We start from the raw sequence: 15,940 nt of genomic DNA on the forward strand, positions 1-15,940 counted from the left end.
GGGAGAAGGTGGGGATCTGGGCGGCGCTCGGCTCAGAAATCGCTGCCGAGGGTGAGCGCAACGCCCGAGCCCGGCCGGGCATTGCCGGCAATCCGCTGCCGCCAGTCGAGCGCGATGCGCGCCTGCAACGCACCGATCGGCACGCTCGTGACCAGCGTCGGACCGATATCGAGCCGCTGCACCCCGCGCTGCGCAGCACCCCAGGTGCCGATACCCACCCCAAGCGCCGCGGCCCGCGTTTGAGCGACGGTCCGGGTCAGCCGCAGCGCACCATCGGCATAAGGTTCCAGTCGCGCGCGGAGGATCGCGCCCGCCTGGCCATAGGCTTCCAGCCGAAACCGCGTGTCGTCGCGGGTCACGCCGGCGGCCGCGCCGAGCCCCGGCCCGCCAGGGATGCCGTCCACGCCGAATCGCTCTTCAACGGAGATCCGCAGCGGGAGACGGGCGGGCTGCCACTCGAACCCCAGCGCGAGTTCCGCCCCCTTCCCGCGCAGCGGCCCGGCGATACGGCCGATCGCCGCCAGCCTGCCCCGCCGGTCGAGCGTACGCACCACCCGCACACCATATTGGCTGCCGCCGAGCTGCCCTGCCGCCGGCGCCGCGCCAATGCCTTGGCCGGGCCGAAGCACGAACCAGGCGCTGCCGCTCCACCGCGACGGCATGGACCGGGCGAGCGGGCCTGCCCAGGTCCCCGGGAAAGCCTGTGCGGCCTCCGCCGGCGCCGACACCGTACCGGCACCTTCGGATCCGAGCGGCGTCGGCGACGCCGCATGGGGATCGAGGGTCGATCGCGGCGCTTGGCGCCCCAGGATCCCCGTGCCGGCGAACCCCACCGATGCCCGTGGCGGGGACCGGCGCTTCGGCAGCCCAAGATCAGGCGCGCGGGCGGCTGTCCGTTGCACGAGACGGGGCGCCAGTAGCGTGCTGCCAGATATCGGATGGGTCACCGCAGAAGCGGTGTTTGTCGCCGGCGGCCACAACAGCACGCATCGCACCCCGATCCAGCCCAGCCCGACGAAACCGACGAACCGCAGCGGTCTGCCGCGGCCCGCCCGGTTCATGCAACGACCGATTGCGGATCGAATGCCCCGCTAGGGAACTGGTGCGCCGTCTTGTCCCAGCGCAGCGGGCCGCCTGCGAGCAGACCGACATAGATCCACAGCGCCCGCCGCGCGGCGAGCAGCCCGATAATGTTGCCGACCACCATCCGGGGCACGGCCCAGCACCCCTCACGCCACCCATGAAGATGCGTGACCAGCGCGGTGCGCATCACCAGCCGCCAGCCGAGCAGCAGCAGGTTGAGCGCCACCAGCCGCTCGAGCACGCGATCCTGGACCGGCGCCGGGCTACCCGTCAGCGCATGGCACGCCACCGAGAGCCCCCAGCAGACCAGCGCGGCATAGGCGATGGCGAGTACCGGCATCGCCAGCGTCACCCGCCGATCGCGCATCCGCATCCAGTGATCGCCGAGGTCCCAGGGGCGTGCCCAGCCCGTGCGATCCCATCCGGCCAGCGCGATACCCGCCATCCAGCGCGCCTTTTGCCGTACCGCCGCCGATATCGTAGCCGGAAAATAGGCGCGAACGGCCACCGGCGGCCCACCCGGGCGTTCGGGCACGCGGACGAAGGCGCAGCGCGTGCCCAGCGCCCGCAGGCTGAGGCCGAGTTCGTAATCCTCTGTGAGGCTCGTCGCATCGAAGGGCATCCCGCGCACCTCGGCGATCCGGCGCAGCACGTCGCAGCGGATGGCGCAGCCTACCCCGGCGAGCGGTAGGCCGGCCCCCAGCATCTGCCGCACCAGCAGCGTCGCGCCGTGCGACTGGGCGAACTCGTCGAGATAGTGCCCGGAGACGAGCCGCGACCCCGGCTGGCAGAGCGGCGTGACAGGCAGCTGAACGGCGCCGTGCGTGCCAATCCAGCCGGCATAGACGGCGAGTTCCTGCGGGTGCACCACATCTTCCGCGTCGTGCAGCACCACCGCCGTAAAGTCATTCCCCTCAGCAGCCTCGTCGCGCTCCAGCGCGGCCCATAGCGCATTGAGGCAATCCGCCTTGGTCGTCGGGCCGGGACGCGCCCCTATCACCAGTCGTACGCGCGAGGAGTCCGCCTCCAGGGAGAGCACCGCCGCGATGGTTGCCGGATCGTTGGGATAGGTGCCCACATAGATGCGGTACGGGCCGTCACCCCATCGGCAGATCATCGACCGCAACATGGGCGCGATCACCGCCGATTCGTCCCAGGCCGGCACGAAGACAGCGAAGCGTTGTTCCGCTAGCGTGCCCGGCCTTCCGCCAGTCAGCTGCCGCCTTCCCGTACGTCCTGCGATACTAGCAAAAAGAAAAAGTGCATCGATGATGCAATCGTCCACACCACCGATGGCAAGAAATATCGCCGCGAATAAGGTAAGTTCGCGCGTGGCAGCATCAAGGATACTCAGTGCCATCAGCATTCCCCCCCGGGCGATGCATCCGAATCGGACGTCAGCATGTTTGCGAGGAAATGCAGCCAGAGCAACCCGAACGTTTCAGGAACCGGCAAAGGAATGGCGCAAACCCTTCTTCGGCAATCGAATTTGCCCAAAGAACGGCACCAATTCGGTTGTATCTCTTCTGGGAACCTAAAGGCGCGCGCGACGTTCTGCTGGCGCAACAGATCCCTTGGATAACCCGCAACCTGAAACCGGCCGCATCGACAGAATCGATGCGGCCGTTTTTTTTGTTACCAGTAGAAGCCCGGCACCACCCGAATTACGGTGCCCCGCCGCGTATCGACGAGCAGGACGTCGTTATAGTGGCGCACCCAGCTCTGGTAGAGACCCGGGCGCGGCAGGTGGTAGCGCCAGGGATCGCCGATCACGTAGCGCTGCCCATAATAAACCGGGCCGATCCGTGCGCCGGGCTGGAACCGATAATAGCGGAACGGCGCCCGCCATTCGCCGCGCGCATAGAGGCCGCGGTTGCGGTCGCGCCAAGCGCGCCAGTCATTCTCGGCCCAGCGGCGGTCGCGATCGCGCAGGTCCTCGCGATATTCGCGGTGCGCCTCGCGCAGGTCGCGACGTTCCTCGTGGATGCGGCGCGGATCGCCCGACCATTGCGCACGGCGCAGGTCGCGCTCGGCGTCGCGAATGTCGCGGCGGTCCTCGCGCAGCTCGGCGCGCGACTGCGCCATCGCGCTCGCTGGCACCAGCAGCGCGGGCGCCGCGATCGCCGTCAGCAGGGCGATGGGAACGAGCTTCGTCATATGCTTCTCCATCCTGATCGAACCCGCCGGCCCGAAGGCCGGCTTGTCAGGATCTATGAACAAGCATCGCTGAACGTTGCGCGAACGGTCCGGTCAGCCGCGGGAAAGAAACCTACGGGCCGGTATTGCCGCCGCCGCCGGCGCCAGCCCCCGGCGCGCCGACCGTGCCGATATTGCCAAACAGATCGGAGAAGAAGCTGCGGCGACGCCCCAGAGTCGGCGTCGTCTTGCCATAGGGGTCGATCGCGGCGGCAAGCTCGACGCCGGTCTGGTCGATGGCGGTGACGTTGCCGGCTTGGTCGAAGCGGATGCGCAGCGTCGTCTGGCTCTTCACCTTCGGATTGCGGAAGGCGAAGTTGCTGCTGTCGCGCGAGACGTAGAACCACTCGCCTTCGTTGAACTGGCTGGTGAAGCTGGGGTGGCCCAGAGTCTGCATCACCGAGTCGCGCGTATCGATGCCCGGCTGCACCGAGGCGACCAGGTCGTGATCGACGACATAGCCCTGATGCGTCCGCACCGGCGTACAGGCGGTGGTGCCGAGCACGACCAACAACGCGGCGGTGCCGAGCGTGCGAACGGGAAGCGACATCAGGATCTCCAGGCAAACACGAGCGGCCCCCGGATTGCATCGCGGGCCGAAGGCCTCAATATGCGGCAAAATGCGGCCAAACAAGGTCGCACCCAAGGAAGGCACGAACAACGGCGATGCGAATGCTCCAGCGGCTCTTCGGCAAGCCCGATCGCGGCACGGCCCCGCAACTCTATGCGGGCGTCGTCGCGCGCGGCCGCGCGCCACACTGGTACACCCACGGCGCGGTGCCGGACACGGTCGACGGCCGCTTTGACATGATCGCGGCGGTGCTGTGCATGGTGCTGCTCCGGCTGGAGGAAGAGCCGGCCGGCATCCCCACCAGCACCGCAGTGGCGGAATGCTTCATCGACGACATGGACGGCCAGCTGCGCGAGATAGGCATCGGCGACATCATCGTCGGCAAGCATGTCGGCCGGATGATGGGCATGCTCGGGGGCCGGCTTGGCGCCTATCGCAGCGGGCTGGCGGAGGGCGACCTCGGCCCCGCGCTGGTCCGCAACCTTTATCGCGGCGAGGCCCCAGCACCCGCTGCCCTCACCCATGTCGGGGCGCGGCTGCGCGCCTTTCGCGATGCGCTGGCGGCACTGCCGCTGGCGCGTGTAATCGCAGGAGAGCTTCCCGAATGACCGACCCAGAATTTTCTCGCCCCCATCGCCTCGACCAGATCGGCGCCGGCGAAAGCGACGTTCAGATTGCCGCCGACGAGGCCGAGCGCGCCGCGCTCAGCACCCGCTTCGGGCTCAAGGCGATCGAGAAGCTGGAGGCCGTCTATCATCTGCGCCGCGATGCGCAGGGCGTGGTCGCGCGCGGGCACCTCTCGGCGCGGCTGACGCAAGCCTGCGTCGTAACCGGCGATCCGCTGCCCGCCAAGGTGGAGCAGGATTTCGCGATCCGCTTCGTGCCCGAGCCGACCACGACCGGCGAGGACGAAGTGGAGCTGACCGAGGACGAGTGCGACACCGTCTTCTATTCGGGCGGCACGATCGACCTGGGCGAAGCCGCGGCGGAGACGATGGCGCTCGAACTCGACCCCTATCCGCGCAGCCCCCGCGCCGCCGACGTGCTGCGCGAAGCCGGGGTGAAGAGCGAGGAAGAAGCCGGGCCGACCAAGGCGCTGGCGGGCCTCAAGGATCTGCTCGCGAAGAAATGAGCCGGTGCGGGCGGGTGGCGAACAGCCCGCCCGCCACCAGCAGCCCGGTCGCCAGCACCACCAGCGACCCCGCGGCGAACGACTCGCCGCGGACGACGAAATGGCCGATCGGCGTGCGCCAGTCGCGCAGCCCTGCCCAATAGGAAAGCACCAGCAGGCCGCGCAGGACGAACAACAAGGCGAGCAGTGCCAGGATCAAGCGATGCACGGTCGTGCGCGCGGGCATCCGGCACGCGACAGCAAAGCCTAGCAGCACGACAGCAATCCCCAGCGTGCCAGCCAGCGCCGGCCAGCTTCCCGCCATCCGCGACGCGACGGTCGATCGCGGTGCGCCGAGCCACGCCATCCAGGCAGGACCACCTGCATAGGCGAGGACATGGGCTGCGGCCCCTGCAACCAGCCCTGCGCTCGCAAGCCGAAAAGGCAGGCGCGCGGAAGCCTCCGTATTGTTCATGTAATACACACTAGCCGCTCGCGGTGGCTTCGCAAGCCTTAGCGGCCGATCCCCTGCGCCAGAAGCTGCGCGACCACGTCGGCAATCGCCTCAGGCGGCGTGCCTTCGTCCCACACGCTGTAGCGCAGGCCGAGAAACACGTTCATCCCCATGATCGCCCAGGCGTGGATCTCGCCGACATCATCACGCACCTCGCCGCGCTCGGCGGCGGCGCGGAGGCGGGCGGCGATGCGATCGGCGGTGCTCGCATAATGGTGGCGGAAGCTGGCGGGGTCGACGAACTCGGCCTCGTCGACGATCCGGTAGATTTCCTTATGCTCGCGCGCGAAGCGGATGAAGGCGAGCAGCGCCGCGCGTTCGGCATCGATCTGATCGCGCGCGCCGCGCAGCGCCGGGCCGACATGCTCGCGCACCTGATCGCTCATGTCGCGAACGAGCGCGCGGAACACCGCGTCCTTCGAGTCGAAATAGGTGTAGAAGCTGCCCAGCGCGACGCCCGCACGCCGCGTGATCCCGCTGATCGAGCCTTCGTGGAAGCCCTTCTCCCCGAATTCCGCCGCGGCGGCGTCGAGGATTGCGCGCAGCGTCCGGCGGCCGCGCTCGGTGCGCGGCACCTTGGCGTCGCTCGCCGCTTCGCCGCCTTCCGGCATGGAAGTGGCTGAAATGCCACGTTCGCCTGCCATGCTCCGCCTCCCCTTCACATCCCAAGTTGAAACCCGGTTCAGGTTTCAGTATAGCGTCCCGCAACGGCTTACAACCCGCGTTCAAAGATGGGTTGCACCAGGGGAGGATTACCATGTCACGGCACGATTCCGTTCGTATTGTCCTGCTCGCGAGCGCCGCGCTGCTCGCCGCCACGCCCGCCTTCGCCCAGGACAGCGAAGCTGCCGGCCAGACCGCAGAGGCCGCGCAGCAACAGCAGGACGGCGAGATCATCGTCACCGCCCGCCGCCGCGCGGAGAGCCTGATCGACGTGCCGATCGCCGTCACCGCGATCAGCGGCGCGCAGCTCAATGCCCAGGGTGCGCTCGACATCACCGACATCGCCCAATCCGCTCCGAACGTATCGCTCGAGGTGTCGCGCGGCACCAACAACACGCTGTCCGCCTTCATCCGCGGCGTCGGCCAGCAGGATCCAGTCGCTGGGTTCGAGGCGGGCGTTGGGCTCTATCTCGACGACGTGTACCTCAACCGGCCGCAGGCGGCGGTGCTCGACATCTATGACGTCGAGCGGATCGAGGTGCTGCGCGGGCCACAGGGCACGCTCTATGGCCGCAACACGATCGGCGGTGCGGTGAAATACGTCACCAAGCGGATCGGCGCCGACCCGACGCTGCAGCTGCGCGGCAGCTATGGCTCGTACAATCAGGCCGATCTGGTGGTGAGCGCCAGCGCGCCGATCGGCGACACCGGGCTCAAGATCGGTGCAGCCGGCGCGCGGCTGAGCCGTGGCGGCTTCGGCACCAACCTGACCACCGGCCAGGACAATTACAACAAGGACCTGTGGGCCGCGCGCGGCACGGTGGAATATGAGCCTAGCAGCAGCGCCTTCTTCCGCGTCTCGGGCGACTATACGCATGACAAGAGCAACAGCCGTGGCGGCCACCGGCTGATCCCGGGCATCGTCAGCGGCACGCCGGTGCTGGCCGACGTGTTCGATTCGCAAGGCGGCCTCGTCACCCCGCGGCAGGACGTGAAGGCCTGGGGCGTGACCGGCCTCGCCGAGCTGCGCCCCGCGACGTGGCTGACCTTCCGCTCGATCACCGCCTATCGCAAGGACGACAGCGCCACGCCGATCGACTTCGACGCGCTGCCGGCGGTGCAGGTCGACGTGCCCGCCTTCTACAACAACAAGCAGTTCAGCCAGGAAGCGCAGCTGCTGGTGGATACCGGCGGGCTCTCGGGCCTGCTCGGCGTCTATTATCTCGATGCCAAGGCCCGCACCGTGTTCGACGTACGCCTGCCCGGCGGGGTGACTGCACTGACCTTCGGCGACGTGAAGACCGATACCGTCGCGGTGTTCGGCGACTTCACCTACGACCTCACGCCGATGTTCAGCATCTCGGCGGGCGGGCGCTACACCTGGGACCAGCGCCAGTCGCGCGTGCTGCGCCAGACCTATCTGGGCGGCGGCTCGCCCTATTTCGGCGGCGCGGGCGTGCTGGCCGCCACGACCTCGGACTTCCGCGGCAGCGCCGACTTCAAGAAGTTCACGCCCCGCGCCTCGATCAGCTTCAAGCCGAGCAAGGACCATACGCTCTACGCAAGCTGGTCGAAGGGCTTCAAGGGCGGCGGCTTCGATCCGCGCGGACAGACCAGCGCGTGCCGCACGCCGAGCGGCGCCACGTGCACACCGGCGCAGGTCTATGACTTCATGTCGTTCGACCCCGAGACGGTCAGCAGTTACGAGCTCGGCTACAAGGCATCGCTGTTCGATCGCCGGCTGAGCTTCGCGCTCGCCGCCTTCCATGCCGATTACACCGACGTGCAGGTGCCGGGCTCGATCGGCACCACGATCAACGGCCAGCAGACCTTCATCGGCATCACCACCAATGCCGGCAAGGCGCGGATGCGCGGCGTGGAGTTCGAGGGCAATCTGATCGCCGCGCGCGATCTGGTGACCCCGGGCGGAACGCTGAACCTCAACTGGTCGGTCGGCTATCTCGATGCCCGCTACAAGCGCTTCATCGATTCGCGCGGGATCGACGTCGCCAGCCGCCGCCGCATCCAGAACACGCCGGATTGGACGGCAAGCGGCACGATCGGCTATTCGGTGCCGGTTGGCAGCGACGGCCAGGTCGCGGCGAGCTTCACCGCCTCGTACCGCAGCGCTTCGCAGCAGTTCGAGCTGCGCACGCCGATGCTCGATCAGTCGGGCTTCACGCTGTTCGACGCGAACCTGAACTGGGACATCGACAAGCGGTTCTCGATCGGGGTGCATGGCCGCAACCTGTTCGACAAGCGCTACATCGTCTCCGGCTACAACTTTCTCGCGCAGAACTCCGACACGGGCGATTTCCTGCGCACACCGGCCGGCGCCTATGTGCCGACGCTGGGGACCGAAGGCGTGCTGACCGGCTATTACGGCAACCCGCGCCAGGTGTTCGTGACCGGGACGGTGAAGTTCTGAGGCTCCCTGCCCCTTCCCCCGCGACGGGAAGGGGCGCTACCTGACTCGATGAAAACCGGCCGAGGAGTGACCGTGCAGCCCAGCCCAACCCGCCCCGCTGCCCCACGCGGCCTCGTCCTCGCGATGCTGCTGCTGGTCTATATCTTCAACTTCCTCGACCGGCAGATCCTCTCGATCCTCGCCCAGCCGGTAAAGGCGGACCTGGGGCTCGATGACGGGCAGCTCGGCATGCTGGGCGGCTTTGCCTTCGCACTGCTCTATTCCACCCTCGCCATCCCGCTGGCGATGCTCGCCGACCGCACCAGCCGCAGCTGGGTGATCGCCATCTCGCTCGGCGTGTGGAGCGCCTTCACCGCGCTGTGCGGCACGGCGCAGCATTTCACGAGCATGTTCCTGTACCGGCTCGGCGTCGGCGTGGGCGAAGCGGGCGGCGTGGCGCCCAGCTATGCGCTGATCGCCGATGCCTATCCGGCCGAGCGCCGGTCGCGCGCGCTGTCGATCTATTCGCTCGGCATCCCGCTCGGCTCGGCGGGCGGGGCTCTGCTCGGCGGCTATATCGCGCAGAAGGTGGAGTGGCGGACCGCCTTTCTCGTCGTGGGGCTGCTCGGGCTGGCGATCACGGTGCCGTTCAAGCTGCTCGTCCGCGATCCCCCCCGCGCCGCGCCAGCCAAGGGCCAGGTACCGCTCTCCCGCGTGTTCGGCATCCTCGCCGCCAAGCCGAGCTTCTGGCTGCTCGCCTTCGGCGCGGCGGCGGGATCGATGTGCGGCTATGGCGTCGCCTTCTGGCTGCCGAGCCTGATCCTGCGCAGCTTCCGGCTCGACCTCGCCCAGGTCGGCCAGTTCTTCGGCGCACTTGCACTCACCGGCGGCGTGGCGGGCATCCTGCTCGGCGGCTGGCTGGGCGATCGGCTGGGCCGCCGCCACCGGAAGTGGTACGCGCTGGCGCCGGCCATCTGCTACGTCCTCGGCCTGCCGCTGTTCGTCGCCGGCGTGCTTGCGCACAGCTGGCAGGCAGCGTTCCTGCTGTTCCTCGTGCCGCAGGCGCTGGTCTATGTCTGGCTCGGGCCCGTGCTCACTGCCGTCCAGCACCTGGTGCCGCCGCAGATGCGTGCCACCGCCTCGGCCTCGTTCCTGCTGATCAACAACCTGATCGGGCTCGGCATCGGCAGCTGGGTGATCGGCCTCCTCTCCAAGCAGCTGACCCCTGCGTACGGCGCCGCCGACGGTCTGCGCTACGCGATCGCGGCGGGGCTCGGCCTCTATCTCGTCGCCGGCCTGCTCATGGCGCTGGCGAGCCGGCGGCTGGCGGCGGACTGGGTCGAATAGCGGCGTGATTCCCGCTGCCGCATAGTTACTTCTATAATAACCACATGAGCTATACCCCGACCGACCTCGTCAAAGCCGAGAAGAATGTGGTGCTCGCCGAGCGTCACATTGCCGCCCAGCAGGAAGTCCTCGCCATGATGCGTGCCGCCGGCACCGACACCAGCGGCGCCGAGGAGCTGCTCGCCAAGTTCGAAGCCGATCTCGGCCGCGCCGAACGCATCCGCGACTGGATCGCCAGCGGCCTCGGCGAGCGTGGCCGGGAACAGCGCGCGGCGGCCTGATTACCGCTCGCGCGTCGCCGCGAGCTTCACCTTGTTGTAGCGCTCGGCAATGTACCCGACTTCCCAGGCCGACTTGGCGAGGAAGACGGGATTGCCGTCGCGATCCTTGGCGAGCGCACCGCGGTTGAGGTCGAGAAACTCCTTGAGCGCCGCGGCGTCGTCCGACGAAATCCACCGTGCGGTATCGTAGGGCGAAGGCTCGAGCACCGCGCCGACCTTGTACTCCGCATCGAGCCGGCTGAGCAGCACGTCGAGCTGCAGCTGGCCGACCACGCCGATGATCCAGTTCGATCCGATCTCCGGATAGAAGACCTGAATCACGCCCTCTTCGGACAGATCGTCCAGCGCCTTACGGAGCTGCTTGGTCTTGGTCGGGTCCTTGAGCGCCACGCGACGCAGGATTTCCGGCGCGAAGTTGGGTAGCCCGGTGAAGCGCACCCCCGCCCGCTCGGACAGCGTGTCGCCCACCCGTAGCGTGCCGTGGTTGGGGATGCCGATGATGTCGCCCGGAAACGCCTCGTCGGCCAGTTCGCGCTCGCGGGCGAAGAACAGGATCGGCGAGTGGATCGCGATCGGCTTGCCATGCCCGGTCGGCGTCAGCTTCATGCCACGCTTGAAGGTGCCCGAAACCAGCCGCATGAACGCGATGCGATCGCGGTGGTTGGGGTCCATGTTCGCCTGGACCTTGAACACGAAGCCGGTCACCTCGTCGCGGGTCGGCTCCACCGGTGCCGGCTCGGCGGGCAGCGCGTGCGGCGGGGGCGCGAATTCGGCGATCGCGGCGATCAGCGAATCCACGCCAAACTCCTTCAGCGCCGAGCCGAAATAGACTGGCGTCATGTCGCCGTTGCGGTACGCCTCGCCGTCGAATTCGGCATAGCCCGCCAAGGCGAGCTCCACGTCCTCGCGCAGCTTGGCGAGATTGTCGGCCGAGAGGATCGCGTCGAGCTGCGGATCGTCGAGCCCGGTCGTCTGGATCACCTTGCCGTGAAACTCGCGGGCATCGCCCTCGGGGAGCAGCAGGCGCTTGGTGGCAAGGTCGTAAATGCCCTCGAAGGTCCCGCCCATCCCAACCGGCCAGGTCATCGGCACTACGTCGAGCTGGAGCAGTTCGGCGACCTCGTCCAGCGTGGCGAACACCTCGCGACCTTCGCGGTCGACCTTGTTGACGAAGGTGATGATCGGCACGTTGCGCAGGCGACAGACCTCGAACAGCTTGCGCGTCTGGCTTTCGATGCCCTTGGCGACGTCGATCACCATCACCGCGGAGTCGACCGCGGTGAGCGTGCGATAGGTGTCTTCCGAGAAGTCCTCGTGGCCCGGCGTGTCGAGCAGGTTGAAGGTGATCCCGTCGCGCTCGAAGGTCATCACGGAGCTGGTGACCGAGATGCCGCGCTGCTGCTCGATCTTCATCCAGTCCGACCGCGCACGGCGAGCGGCACCGCGCGCCTTCACTTCGCCGGCAAGATGGATCGCGCCGCCGAACAGCAGCAGCTTTTCGGTGAGCGTGGTCTTGCCCGCGTCCGGGTGCGAGATGATGGCGAACGTGCGACGATCGGAGGGGGACATGCGGGTACTTCGAACGGGAGGGAGAATCGCGACGCCTTAGTCGGTGACGCGCTTTTTATCCAGCGGTGCGTGCGCGCCCCCAACCGTCTCTCAGTCGATCAGCGTGACGTCCATCGCGAAGCGCCGAGTCTCACCGGGTTCCAGCCGCTGGATGCCCGGCTTGTCCCAGATTTCGCCATTGAAGCCCGCCGGATCGGCGATGCCCCACCAGGGTTCGACGCAGATGAAGCGCGCGCCGGGCTTGGTCCAGATGCCGAGCAGCCCGGTATCGGGGAAGCGGACGCGAAGCTGCGGCCCGTCCTCTGCGCCGAACAGCAGTCCGCGGCTGGCGAGTTGGTCCCAGATCAGCGCGTCGGCGGTGAAGAGGTCGTCGGACAGCGATAGCTTCTGCCCCTCCACCGGGCTCGGCCGCCGATCGGCCGCGATGCCGCCTTCGCCGATGTAGCGCAGCGACGAGAACTCCGGCTCGTCGAACAAGATGCGGTGGTCGGCTCGCGGACGGTCATAGGGCAGCGGCCAGGCGAAGGCGGGGTGGAAGCCGAAGCTGGCGGGCATGTCGCGCGTGTCGCGGTTGGTGACCGCGATCTCGATCCACAGCGTGGCGTCTTCCAGCCGGTAGGTCGCATCGAGGGTAAAGGCGAAGGGGTAGACCGCGCGGGTCCCGGCATCGTCTTCCAGCCGGAAGGTTACCCGATCCGGGCCCTGCTCGACCAACGCGAAATCACGCCGCCGCGCGAAGCCGTGCTGCGGCAGGCTATAGTCCTTGCCGTCCAGCCGATAGCGATCGCCGACCAGCCGCCCGACGATCGGGAAGAGCAGCGGCGCGTGACCCGACCAGAAGGCGGGATCGCCGTCGGTCATCAGCTCGCGCCCGGCGGGATCGCGCAGCGACGAGAGCTCGGCCCCGTGCGGGTTGATCGCGGCGGTCAGCCGCGCGCTGGCGATCTCGATCATGGCGTCTCCCCTGGCAGCACGTCCGCCCTACAGGCGCGCCGCCGCCAGGGGAAGCCGTCAGAAGCCCCAGCTCAGCCGCACCGCGCCGCCCAGGTCGCTCGGCATCGCCGCGATGTTGCCCGGTTGGCGGCGGAGGAACAGGTTGCTGCTCACATCGCCGTCGGCAAAACGCCAGTGATAGCGGAGCTCGTAGTCGATCTCGCGGCCGACGGGCGCGAGGTTGATCCGCTCGCTGCTCCAGCTGGTGACGCTCAGCGTGCCATAATCCCATCCCTGCGGCAGGGTGAGGCCGATGCCGCCGCGCGCCACCCGCAGCGGCTGGGCGATGCGCAGGCCGATCGAGTCGCTGCCGAACAGCCCGTCCTTGCCGATGTCCGCCGCCCATGCATTGGTGCGGATCAGGCCCGAACCCTGGATGCCTTCGCGCAGCCGGACGTTGGTCCAGCCCTGGCGGAGCGAGCCGCCGAGGCTCAGCCCCAGGCCGAGATCCCAGCGCACGCCCAGATCGGCGAACAGGCTGCTTGCCCGCGCCGAACCGAGGCCGGCGCTGAATCGCGCGCCGAGCACGGTATTGTTTTCCGATAGGCGAGTGACGCCAAGGCTCGCATTGAGCCCGCCGAAGCGCCGGTCGACGGCGATGGTGCTGCGGTCATAGCCGAAGCGCAGCCAGCGCGCCTGCAGGGCGGCCGCGTCGCCGGCACGCTGGCTGAGCACGTCGCCGACTTCGCTGGCGACAGTCAGCCCCCAGGGGCCAATCGCCTGGCGCACGGCCGCCGATCCGCCGACATCGGTATCGAAGCCGGCATTGCTGAGCGGATCGCGCGCGATCAGGAATGCAGGATCGTCGCGACCTGCCAGCTGGGCGGTGAGCACGTTGCCGGTCTGCGAAGCGCCGAAGGCGAACTGCGCCTTGGCGCCCAGCCGGCCGCTCACCGTCGTTGCCAGCATCCGCGCCACGCCCGCATCGCGGCTGGTGATGCCGAACCGCTCGATCCGCACCGAATCGACCGTGGGGACCAGCGACACGGCGACGCGCATCTGGTCGCCGCCGACCGAAAAGCTGCGATCGCGCGTGGCCATCAGCGCCGGCAGGTTTCGCGACAGGCTCTGGCGCTGGAAGCTGTTGGTGATCGTCGTCGCATAGGCGCGGCCGAACGAATCGAGCGCCGCCATGCCCAGCGCGCCCTGGCTGGCATCGCCCATCGGCCCGCTGAGCGTGCCGTTGATCGTCGGTGCGATCACCGCGCTCGTCCCCGCCACCGACATGGTGCCGACCGGCTGGAAGGCGCGAGTGAGATCGAGCACGCCGCGCCCGTAGATCGGGTCGACGCCGGCGTCCCCCATGTCGCGCGCGGTCGCGTAGAGCAGGTCGACGATCTGCTTGCCGGTGAGGTTGGGGAAGGCCTGGGCGAGCAGCGCGATCGCGCCGGTGATCTGCGGCGCCGAAAACGACGTGCCCGACCAGATATAGGCGGTGTTGTTCGCATCCGGCGCACGCACGCCCTCGCCCACGGCCGCAAGATACACGCTGGCGGCGGACCCGGCGCGGTTCGAGAAGCTGGAGATGACGTCGCTGGAATTGACCGAGCCGGCGATGATCACCAGCCCGCGCGAAATCGCCGCATTGGTCGCCGCGCTGGTGAAGGCGTCCGGATTCGCGGCGCCGTCGTTGCCGGCGGCGATCACCACGATCACCCCCGCCGCAGTGGCGCGATCGATCGCCGAGGCGAGTGCCGACGAAGCCGAATCACCCCCTAGCGAGATGTTGACGACGCGCGCGCCCGCCTGCCGAGCGCGATCGAGTCCCTGGGCGATGGCGGTGTCGGAGAATTTGCAGGTGCTGGTATCGGTCCCGTTGCAGGTGCCCGGCTGGTCCGCGCGCTCGACGACGAGCTGCGAATTGAATGCCACGCCCTGCGTGCCAGTGTCGTTGCGCCGTCCGGCGATCGTGAAGGCCACCGCGGTGCCGTGGCCACCGACGTCGTCTACCGTCCCGTTGCCGCCGGGATCGCTCGAGCTGGCGAGGATGCGGCAGGTACCGATGCCAAGCCCGCCCGAACAATCGCCGAACTCGGCGCTCTGCACGTCGATGCCCGAATCGATCACACCCACCTTGATGCCGCTGCCGGTCGCGCCGTTCTTGTAGGCGATCAGCGCGTTCATCGAGAGGGCACCCACCGTGGTGCGATATTCGGTCGTGTCGTAATTGGTGGTGGGCGTCGGCGTGGGCGTCGGGGTCGGGGTCGGGGTCGGCACGGGGGTAGGCGTCGGTGTCGGGGTCGGCGTTGGCGTTGGCACGGGTATCTGCGCGGGCGCCGGTGCGGGCGCCGGCGTGCTCGCGATACCACCACCGCCGCCACCGCTGCACGCGCCCAGCGCCACGAGGCCGCCGAGCGCCGCCGTGTGCATCCATCCAACGCGCAATGCCACTCGCATACCGAAAACCCTCGTGTCAGGAGGGTCCTCACCTACGCGTGGAGTGGTTTTTTTTGGGTTTACCCGGGTGCCGGGGGAGTCCCGATGCCGGTGCGCGCGCTCGGCGCTTGCGGCGGCGGGGGGCACCTCCTACACGCCCCGGCGATGCTCGCCTCGCTCTCGCACGTCCGCAACTGGATCTTCGATCTGGACAACACGCTCTATCCCGCGAGCGCCAACCTGTTCGCGATGATCGATGCGCGGATCGGCGAATATGTCCAGCGCCTGCTCCATTGTTCGGCGGAAGAGGCGCACAAGGTGCAGAAGGCCTATTTCCACGCGCACGGCGCCACGCTGTACGGGCTGATCGAAGAGCATGGCACCGATCCGCACGACTATCTCGATTACGTCCACGATGTGGACATGAGCGTGCTCGAGCAAAATGAGGCGCTGATCGAGGCACTGGCGAAGCTTCCCGGCCGCAAGCTGATCTTCACCAATGGCGATGCGCCCTATGCGCAGAAGGTCCTCGACAAGCTGGGGCTGGGCGAGACCTTCGAGGCGATCCACGACATCCACGCCACCAGCTATCGCCCCAAGCCCGAGCCCTCGGCCTATCGCGGCCTGTGCGAGGCGTACGACCTGAACCCGCGCGAATCGCTGTTCGTCGAGGACATGGCGCGCAACCTGGGGCCGGCGAAGGCGATCGGCATGACCACCGTCTGGATCAACAATGGCTCGGAACAGGCGCCGGACGCAGACCGCAGCTTTATCGACTACACCATCACCGATCTCGGAGCCTGGCTCCACAGCATCTTGGAGAGCTGAC

At 68.1% G+C, this 15,940-nt stretch carries 15 protein-coding genes; 6 read left to right on the forward strand and 9 right to left on the reverse strand.

Annotated elements, in window-relative coordinates; genetic code table 11:
• Positions 1–32: 32 nt before the first annotated feature.
• The 4 genes from QZ670_RS19440 to bamE all read right to left on the reverse strand — a co-directional run bounded on the left by QZ670_RS19440 (position 33) and on the right by bamE (position 3,829).
• Positions 33–662 (reverse strand): hypothetical protein, encoded by a 630-nt coding sequence (locus QZ670_RS19440; protein WP_294258765.1) that lies wholly within the window; start codon positions 660–662, stop codon positions 33–35.
• A 395-nt stretch (positions 663–1,057) separates the two neighbouring features.
• The gene (locus QZ670_RS19445) at positions 1,058–2,449 is read right to left on the reverse strand and encodes a glycosyl transferase family protein (protein ID WP_365894704.1); all 1,392 of its coding nucleotides are present in this window, start codon (positions 2,447–2,449) and stop codon (positions 1,058–1,060) included.
• Between the two features lie 269 nt (positions 2,450–2,718).
• On the reverse strand, positions 2,719–3,240 hold the full coding sequence (locus tag QZ670_RS19450; RefSeq protein WP_294258772.1) for an RcnB family protein: 522 nt from the start codon (positions 3,238–3,240) through the stop codon (positions 2,719–2,721).
• 112 nt (positions 3,241–3,352) lie between these two features.
• Positions 3,353–3,829, reverse strand: a complete 477-nt coding sequence (gene bamE, locus QZ670_RS19455; protein WP_294258774.1) for an outer membrane protein assembly factor BamE — start codon at positions 3,827–3,829, stop codon at positions 3,353–3,355.
• A 116-nt stretch (positions 3,830–3,945) separates the two neighbouring features.
• Between bamE and QZ670_RS19460 the strand changes: the two genes are divergently transcribed.
• Positions 3,946–4,458 (forward strand): ubiquinol-cytochrome C chaperone family protein, encoded by a 513-nt coding sequence (locus tag QZ670_RS19460; protein ID WP_294258777.1) that lies wholly within the window; start codon positions 3,946–3,948, stop codon positions 4,456–4,458.
• Entirely contained in the window at positions 4,455–4,982 is a 528-nt protein-coding gene (locus QZ670_RS19465) for a DUF177 domain-containing protein (protein ID WP_294258779.1), read from the forward strand. The genes QZ670_RS19460 and QZ670_RS19465 overlap by 4 nt, the downstream gene beginning before the upstream one ends.
• Here QZ670_RS19465 and QZ670_RS19470 read toward each other — a convergent pair.
• Both QZ670_RS19470 and QZ670_RS19475 read right to left on the reverse strand, forming a co-directional pair.
• On the reverse strand, positions 4,957–5,436 hold the full coding sequence (locus QZ670_RS19470) for a hypothetical protein (protein WP_294258782.1): 480 nt from the start codon (positions 5,434–5,436) through the stop codon (positions 4,957–4,959). The two genes, QZ670_RS19465 and QZ670_RS19470, sit on opposite strands and share 26 nt — an antisense overlap.
• A 38-nt stretch (positions 5,437–5,474) precedes the next feature.
• The gene (locus tag QZ670_RS19475; RefSeq protein WP_294258783.1) at positions 5,475–6,119 is read right to left on the reverse strand and encodes a TetR/AcrR family transcriptional regulator; all 645 of its coding nucleotides are present in this window, start codon (positions 6,117–6,119) and stop codon (positions 5,475–5,477) included.
• Between the two features lie 113 nt (positions 6,120–6,232).
• Here QZ670_RS19475 and QZ670_RS19480 point away from each other — a divergent pair, with 113 nt between their 5' ends.
• The 3 genes from QZ670_RS19480 to QZ670_RS19490 all read left to right on the forward strand — a co-directional run bounded on the left by QZ670_RS19480 (position 6,233) and on the right by QZ670_RS19490 (position 10,173).
• On the forward strand, positions 6,233–8,566 hold the full coding sequence (locus QZ670_RS19480; RefSeq protein ID WP_294258785.1) for a TonB-dependent receptor: 2,334 nt from the start codon (positions 6,233–6,235) through the stop codon (positions 8,564–8,566).
• A 123-nt stretch (positions 8,567–8,689) separates the two neighbouring features.
• Positions 8,690–9,892, forward strand: a complete 1,203-nt coding sequence (locus QZ670_RS19485) for an MFS transporter (RefSeq protein WP_294258823.1) — start codon at positions 8,690–8,692, stop codon at positions 9,890–9,892.
• Positions 9,893–9,936: 44 nt separating this feature from the next.
• Positions 9,937–10,173: a hypothetical protein gene (locus tag QZ670_RS19490; RefSeq protein WP_125975437.1), complete on the forward strand. Its 237-nt coding sequence runs from the start codon at positions 9,937–9,939 to the stop codon at positions 10,171–10,173.
• Here the strand turns inward: QZ670_RS19490 and QZ670_RS19495 are convergent, their stop codons facing one another.
• The 3 genes from QZ670_RS19495 to QZ670_RS19505 all read right to left on the reverse strand — a co-directional run bounded on the left by QZ670_RS19495 (position 10,174) and on the right by QZ670_RS19505 (position 15,105).
• On the reverse strand, positions 10,174–11,742 hold the full coding sequence (locus QZ670_RS19495; protein WP_294258789.1) for a peptide chain release factor 3: 1,569 nt from the start codon (positions 11,740–11,742) through the stop codon (positions 10,174–10,176).
• Positions 11,743–11,832: 90 nt separating this feature from the next.
• Complete coding sequence (locus QZ670_RS19500) at positions 11,833–12,696, reverse strand: aldose 1-epimerase family protein (RefSeq protein ID WP_294258791.1); 864 nt, start codon at positions 12,694–12,696, stop codon at positions 11,833–11,835.
• 57 nt (positions 12,697–12,753) lie between these two features.
• Complete coding sequence (locus QZ670_RS19505) at positions 12,754–15,105, reverse strand: S8 family peptidase (RefSeq protein ID WP_294258795.1); 2,352 nt, start codon at positions 15,103–15,105, stop codon at positions 12,754–12,756.
• A 171-nt stretch (positions 15,106–15,276) separates the two neighbouring features.
• Here QZ670_RS19505 and QZ670_RS19510 point away from each other — a divergent pair, with 171 nt between their 5' ends.
• Positions 15,277–15,939: a pyrimidine 5'-nucleotidase gene (locus QZ670_RS19510; RefSeq protein WP_294258798.1), complete on the forward strand. Its 663-nt coding sequence runs from the start codon at positions 15,277–15,279 to the stop codon at positions 15,937–15,939.
• Position 15,940 lies beyond the last annotated feature (1 nt).

It is taken from the genome of uncultured Sphingomonas sp., assembly GCF_913774285.1.
GTDB lineage: Bacteria > Pseudomonadota > Alphaproteobacteria > Sphingomonadales > Sphingomonadaceae > Sphingomonas.

Excerpts from the sequence above, each read along its gene's own strand:
- QZ670_RS19440 (WP_294258765.1), bottom strand. The coding sequence starts at position 662 with ATGCCGTCGCGGTGGAGCGGCAGCGCCTGGTTCGTGCTTCGGCCCGGC.
- QZ670_RS19445 (WP_365894704.1), bottom strand. The coding sequence starts at position 2,449 with ATGCTGATGGCACTGAGTATCCTTGATGCTGCCACGCGCGAACTTACC.
- QZ670_RS19450 (WP_294258772.1), bottom strand. The coding sequence starts at position 3,240 with ATGACGAAGCTCGTTCCCATCGCCCTGCTGACGGCGATCGCGGCGCCC.
- bamE (WP_294258774.1), bottom strand. The coding sequence starts at position 3,829 with ATGTCGCTTCCCGTTCGCACGCTCGGCACCGCCGCGTTGTTGGTCGTG.
- QZ670_RS19460 (WP_294258777.1), top strand. The coding sequence starts at position 3,946 with ATGCGAATGCTCCAGCGGCTCTTCGGCAAGCCCGATCGCGGCACGGCC.
- QZ670_RS19465 (WP_294258779.1), top strand. The coding sequence starts at position 4,455 with ATGACCGACCCAGAATTTTCTCGCCCCCATCGCCTCGACCAGATCGGC.
- QZ670_RS19470 (WP_294258782.1), bottom strand. The coding sequence starts at position 5,436 with ATGAACAATACGGAGGCTTCCGCGCGCCTGCCTTTTCGGCTTGCGAGC.
- QZ670_RS19475 (WP_294258783.1), bottom strand. The coding sequence starts at position 6,119 with ATGGCAGGCGAACGTGGCATTTCAGCCACTTCCATGCCGGAAGGCGGC.
- QZ670_RS19480 (WP_294258785.1), top strand. The coding sequence starts at position 6,233 with ATGTCACGGCACGATTCCGTTCGTATTGTCCTGCTCGCGAGCGCCGCG.
- QZ670_RS19485 (WP_294258823.1), top strand. The coding sequence starts at position 8,690 with ATGCTGCTGCTGGTCTATATCTTCAACTTCCTCGACCGGCAGATCCTC.
- QZ670_RS19490 (WP_125975437.1), top strand. The coding sequence starts at position 9,937 with ATGAGCTATACCCCGACCGACCTCGTCAAAGCCGAGAAGAATGTGGTG.
- QZ670_RS19495 (WP_294258789.1), bottom strand. The coding sequence starts at position 11,742 with ATGTCCCCCTCCGATCGTCGCACGTTCGCCATCATCTCGCACCCGGAC.
- QZ670_RS19500 (WP_294258791.1), bottom strand. The coding sequence starts at position 12,696 with ATGATCGAGATCGCCAGCGCGCGGCTGACCGCCGCGATCAACCCGCAC.
- QZ670_RS19505 (WP_294258795.1), bottom strand. The coding sequence starts at position 15,105 with ATGCACACGGCGGCGCTCGGCGGCCTCGTGGCGCTGGGCGCGTGCAGC.
- QZ670_RS19510 (WP_294258798.1), top strand. The coding sequence starts at position 15,277 with ATGCTCGCCTCGCTCTCGCACGTCCGCAACTGGATCTTCGATCTGGAC.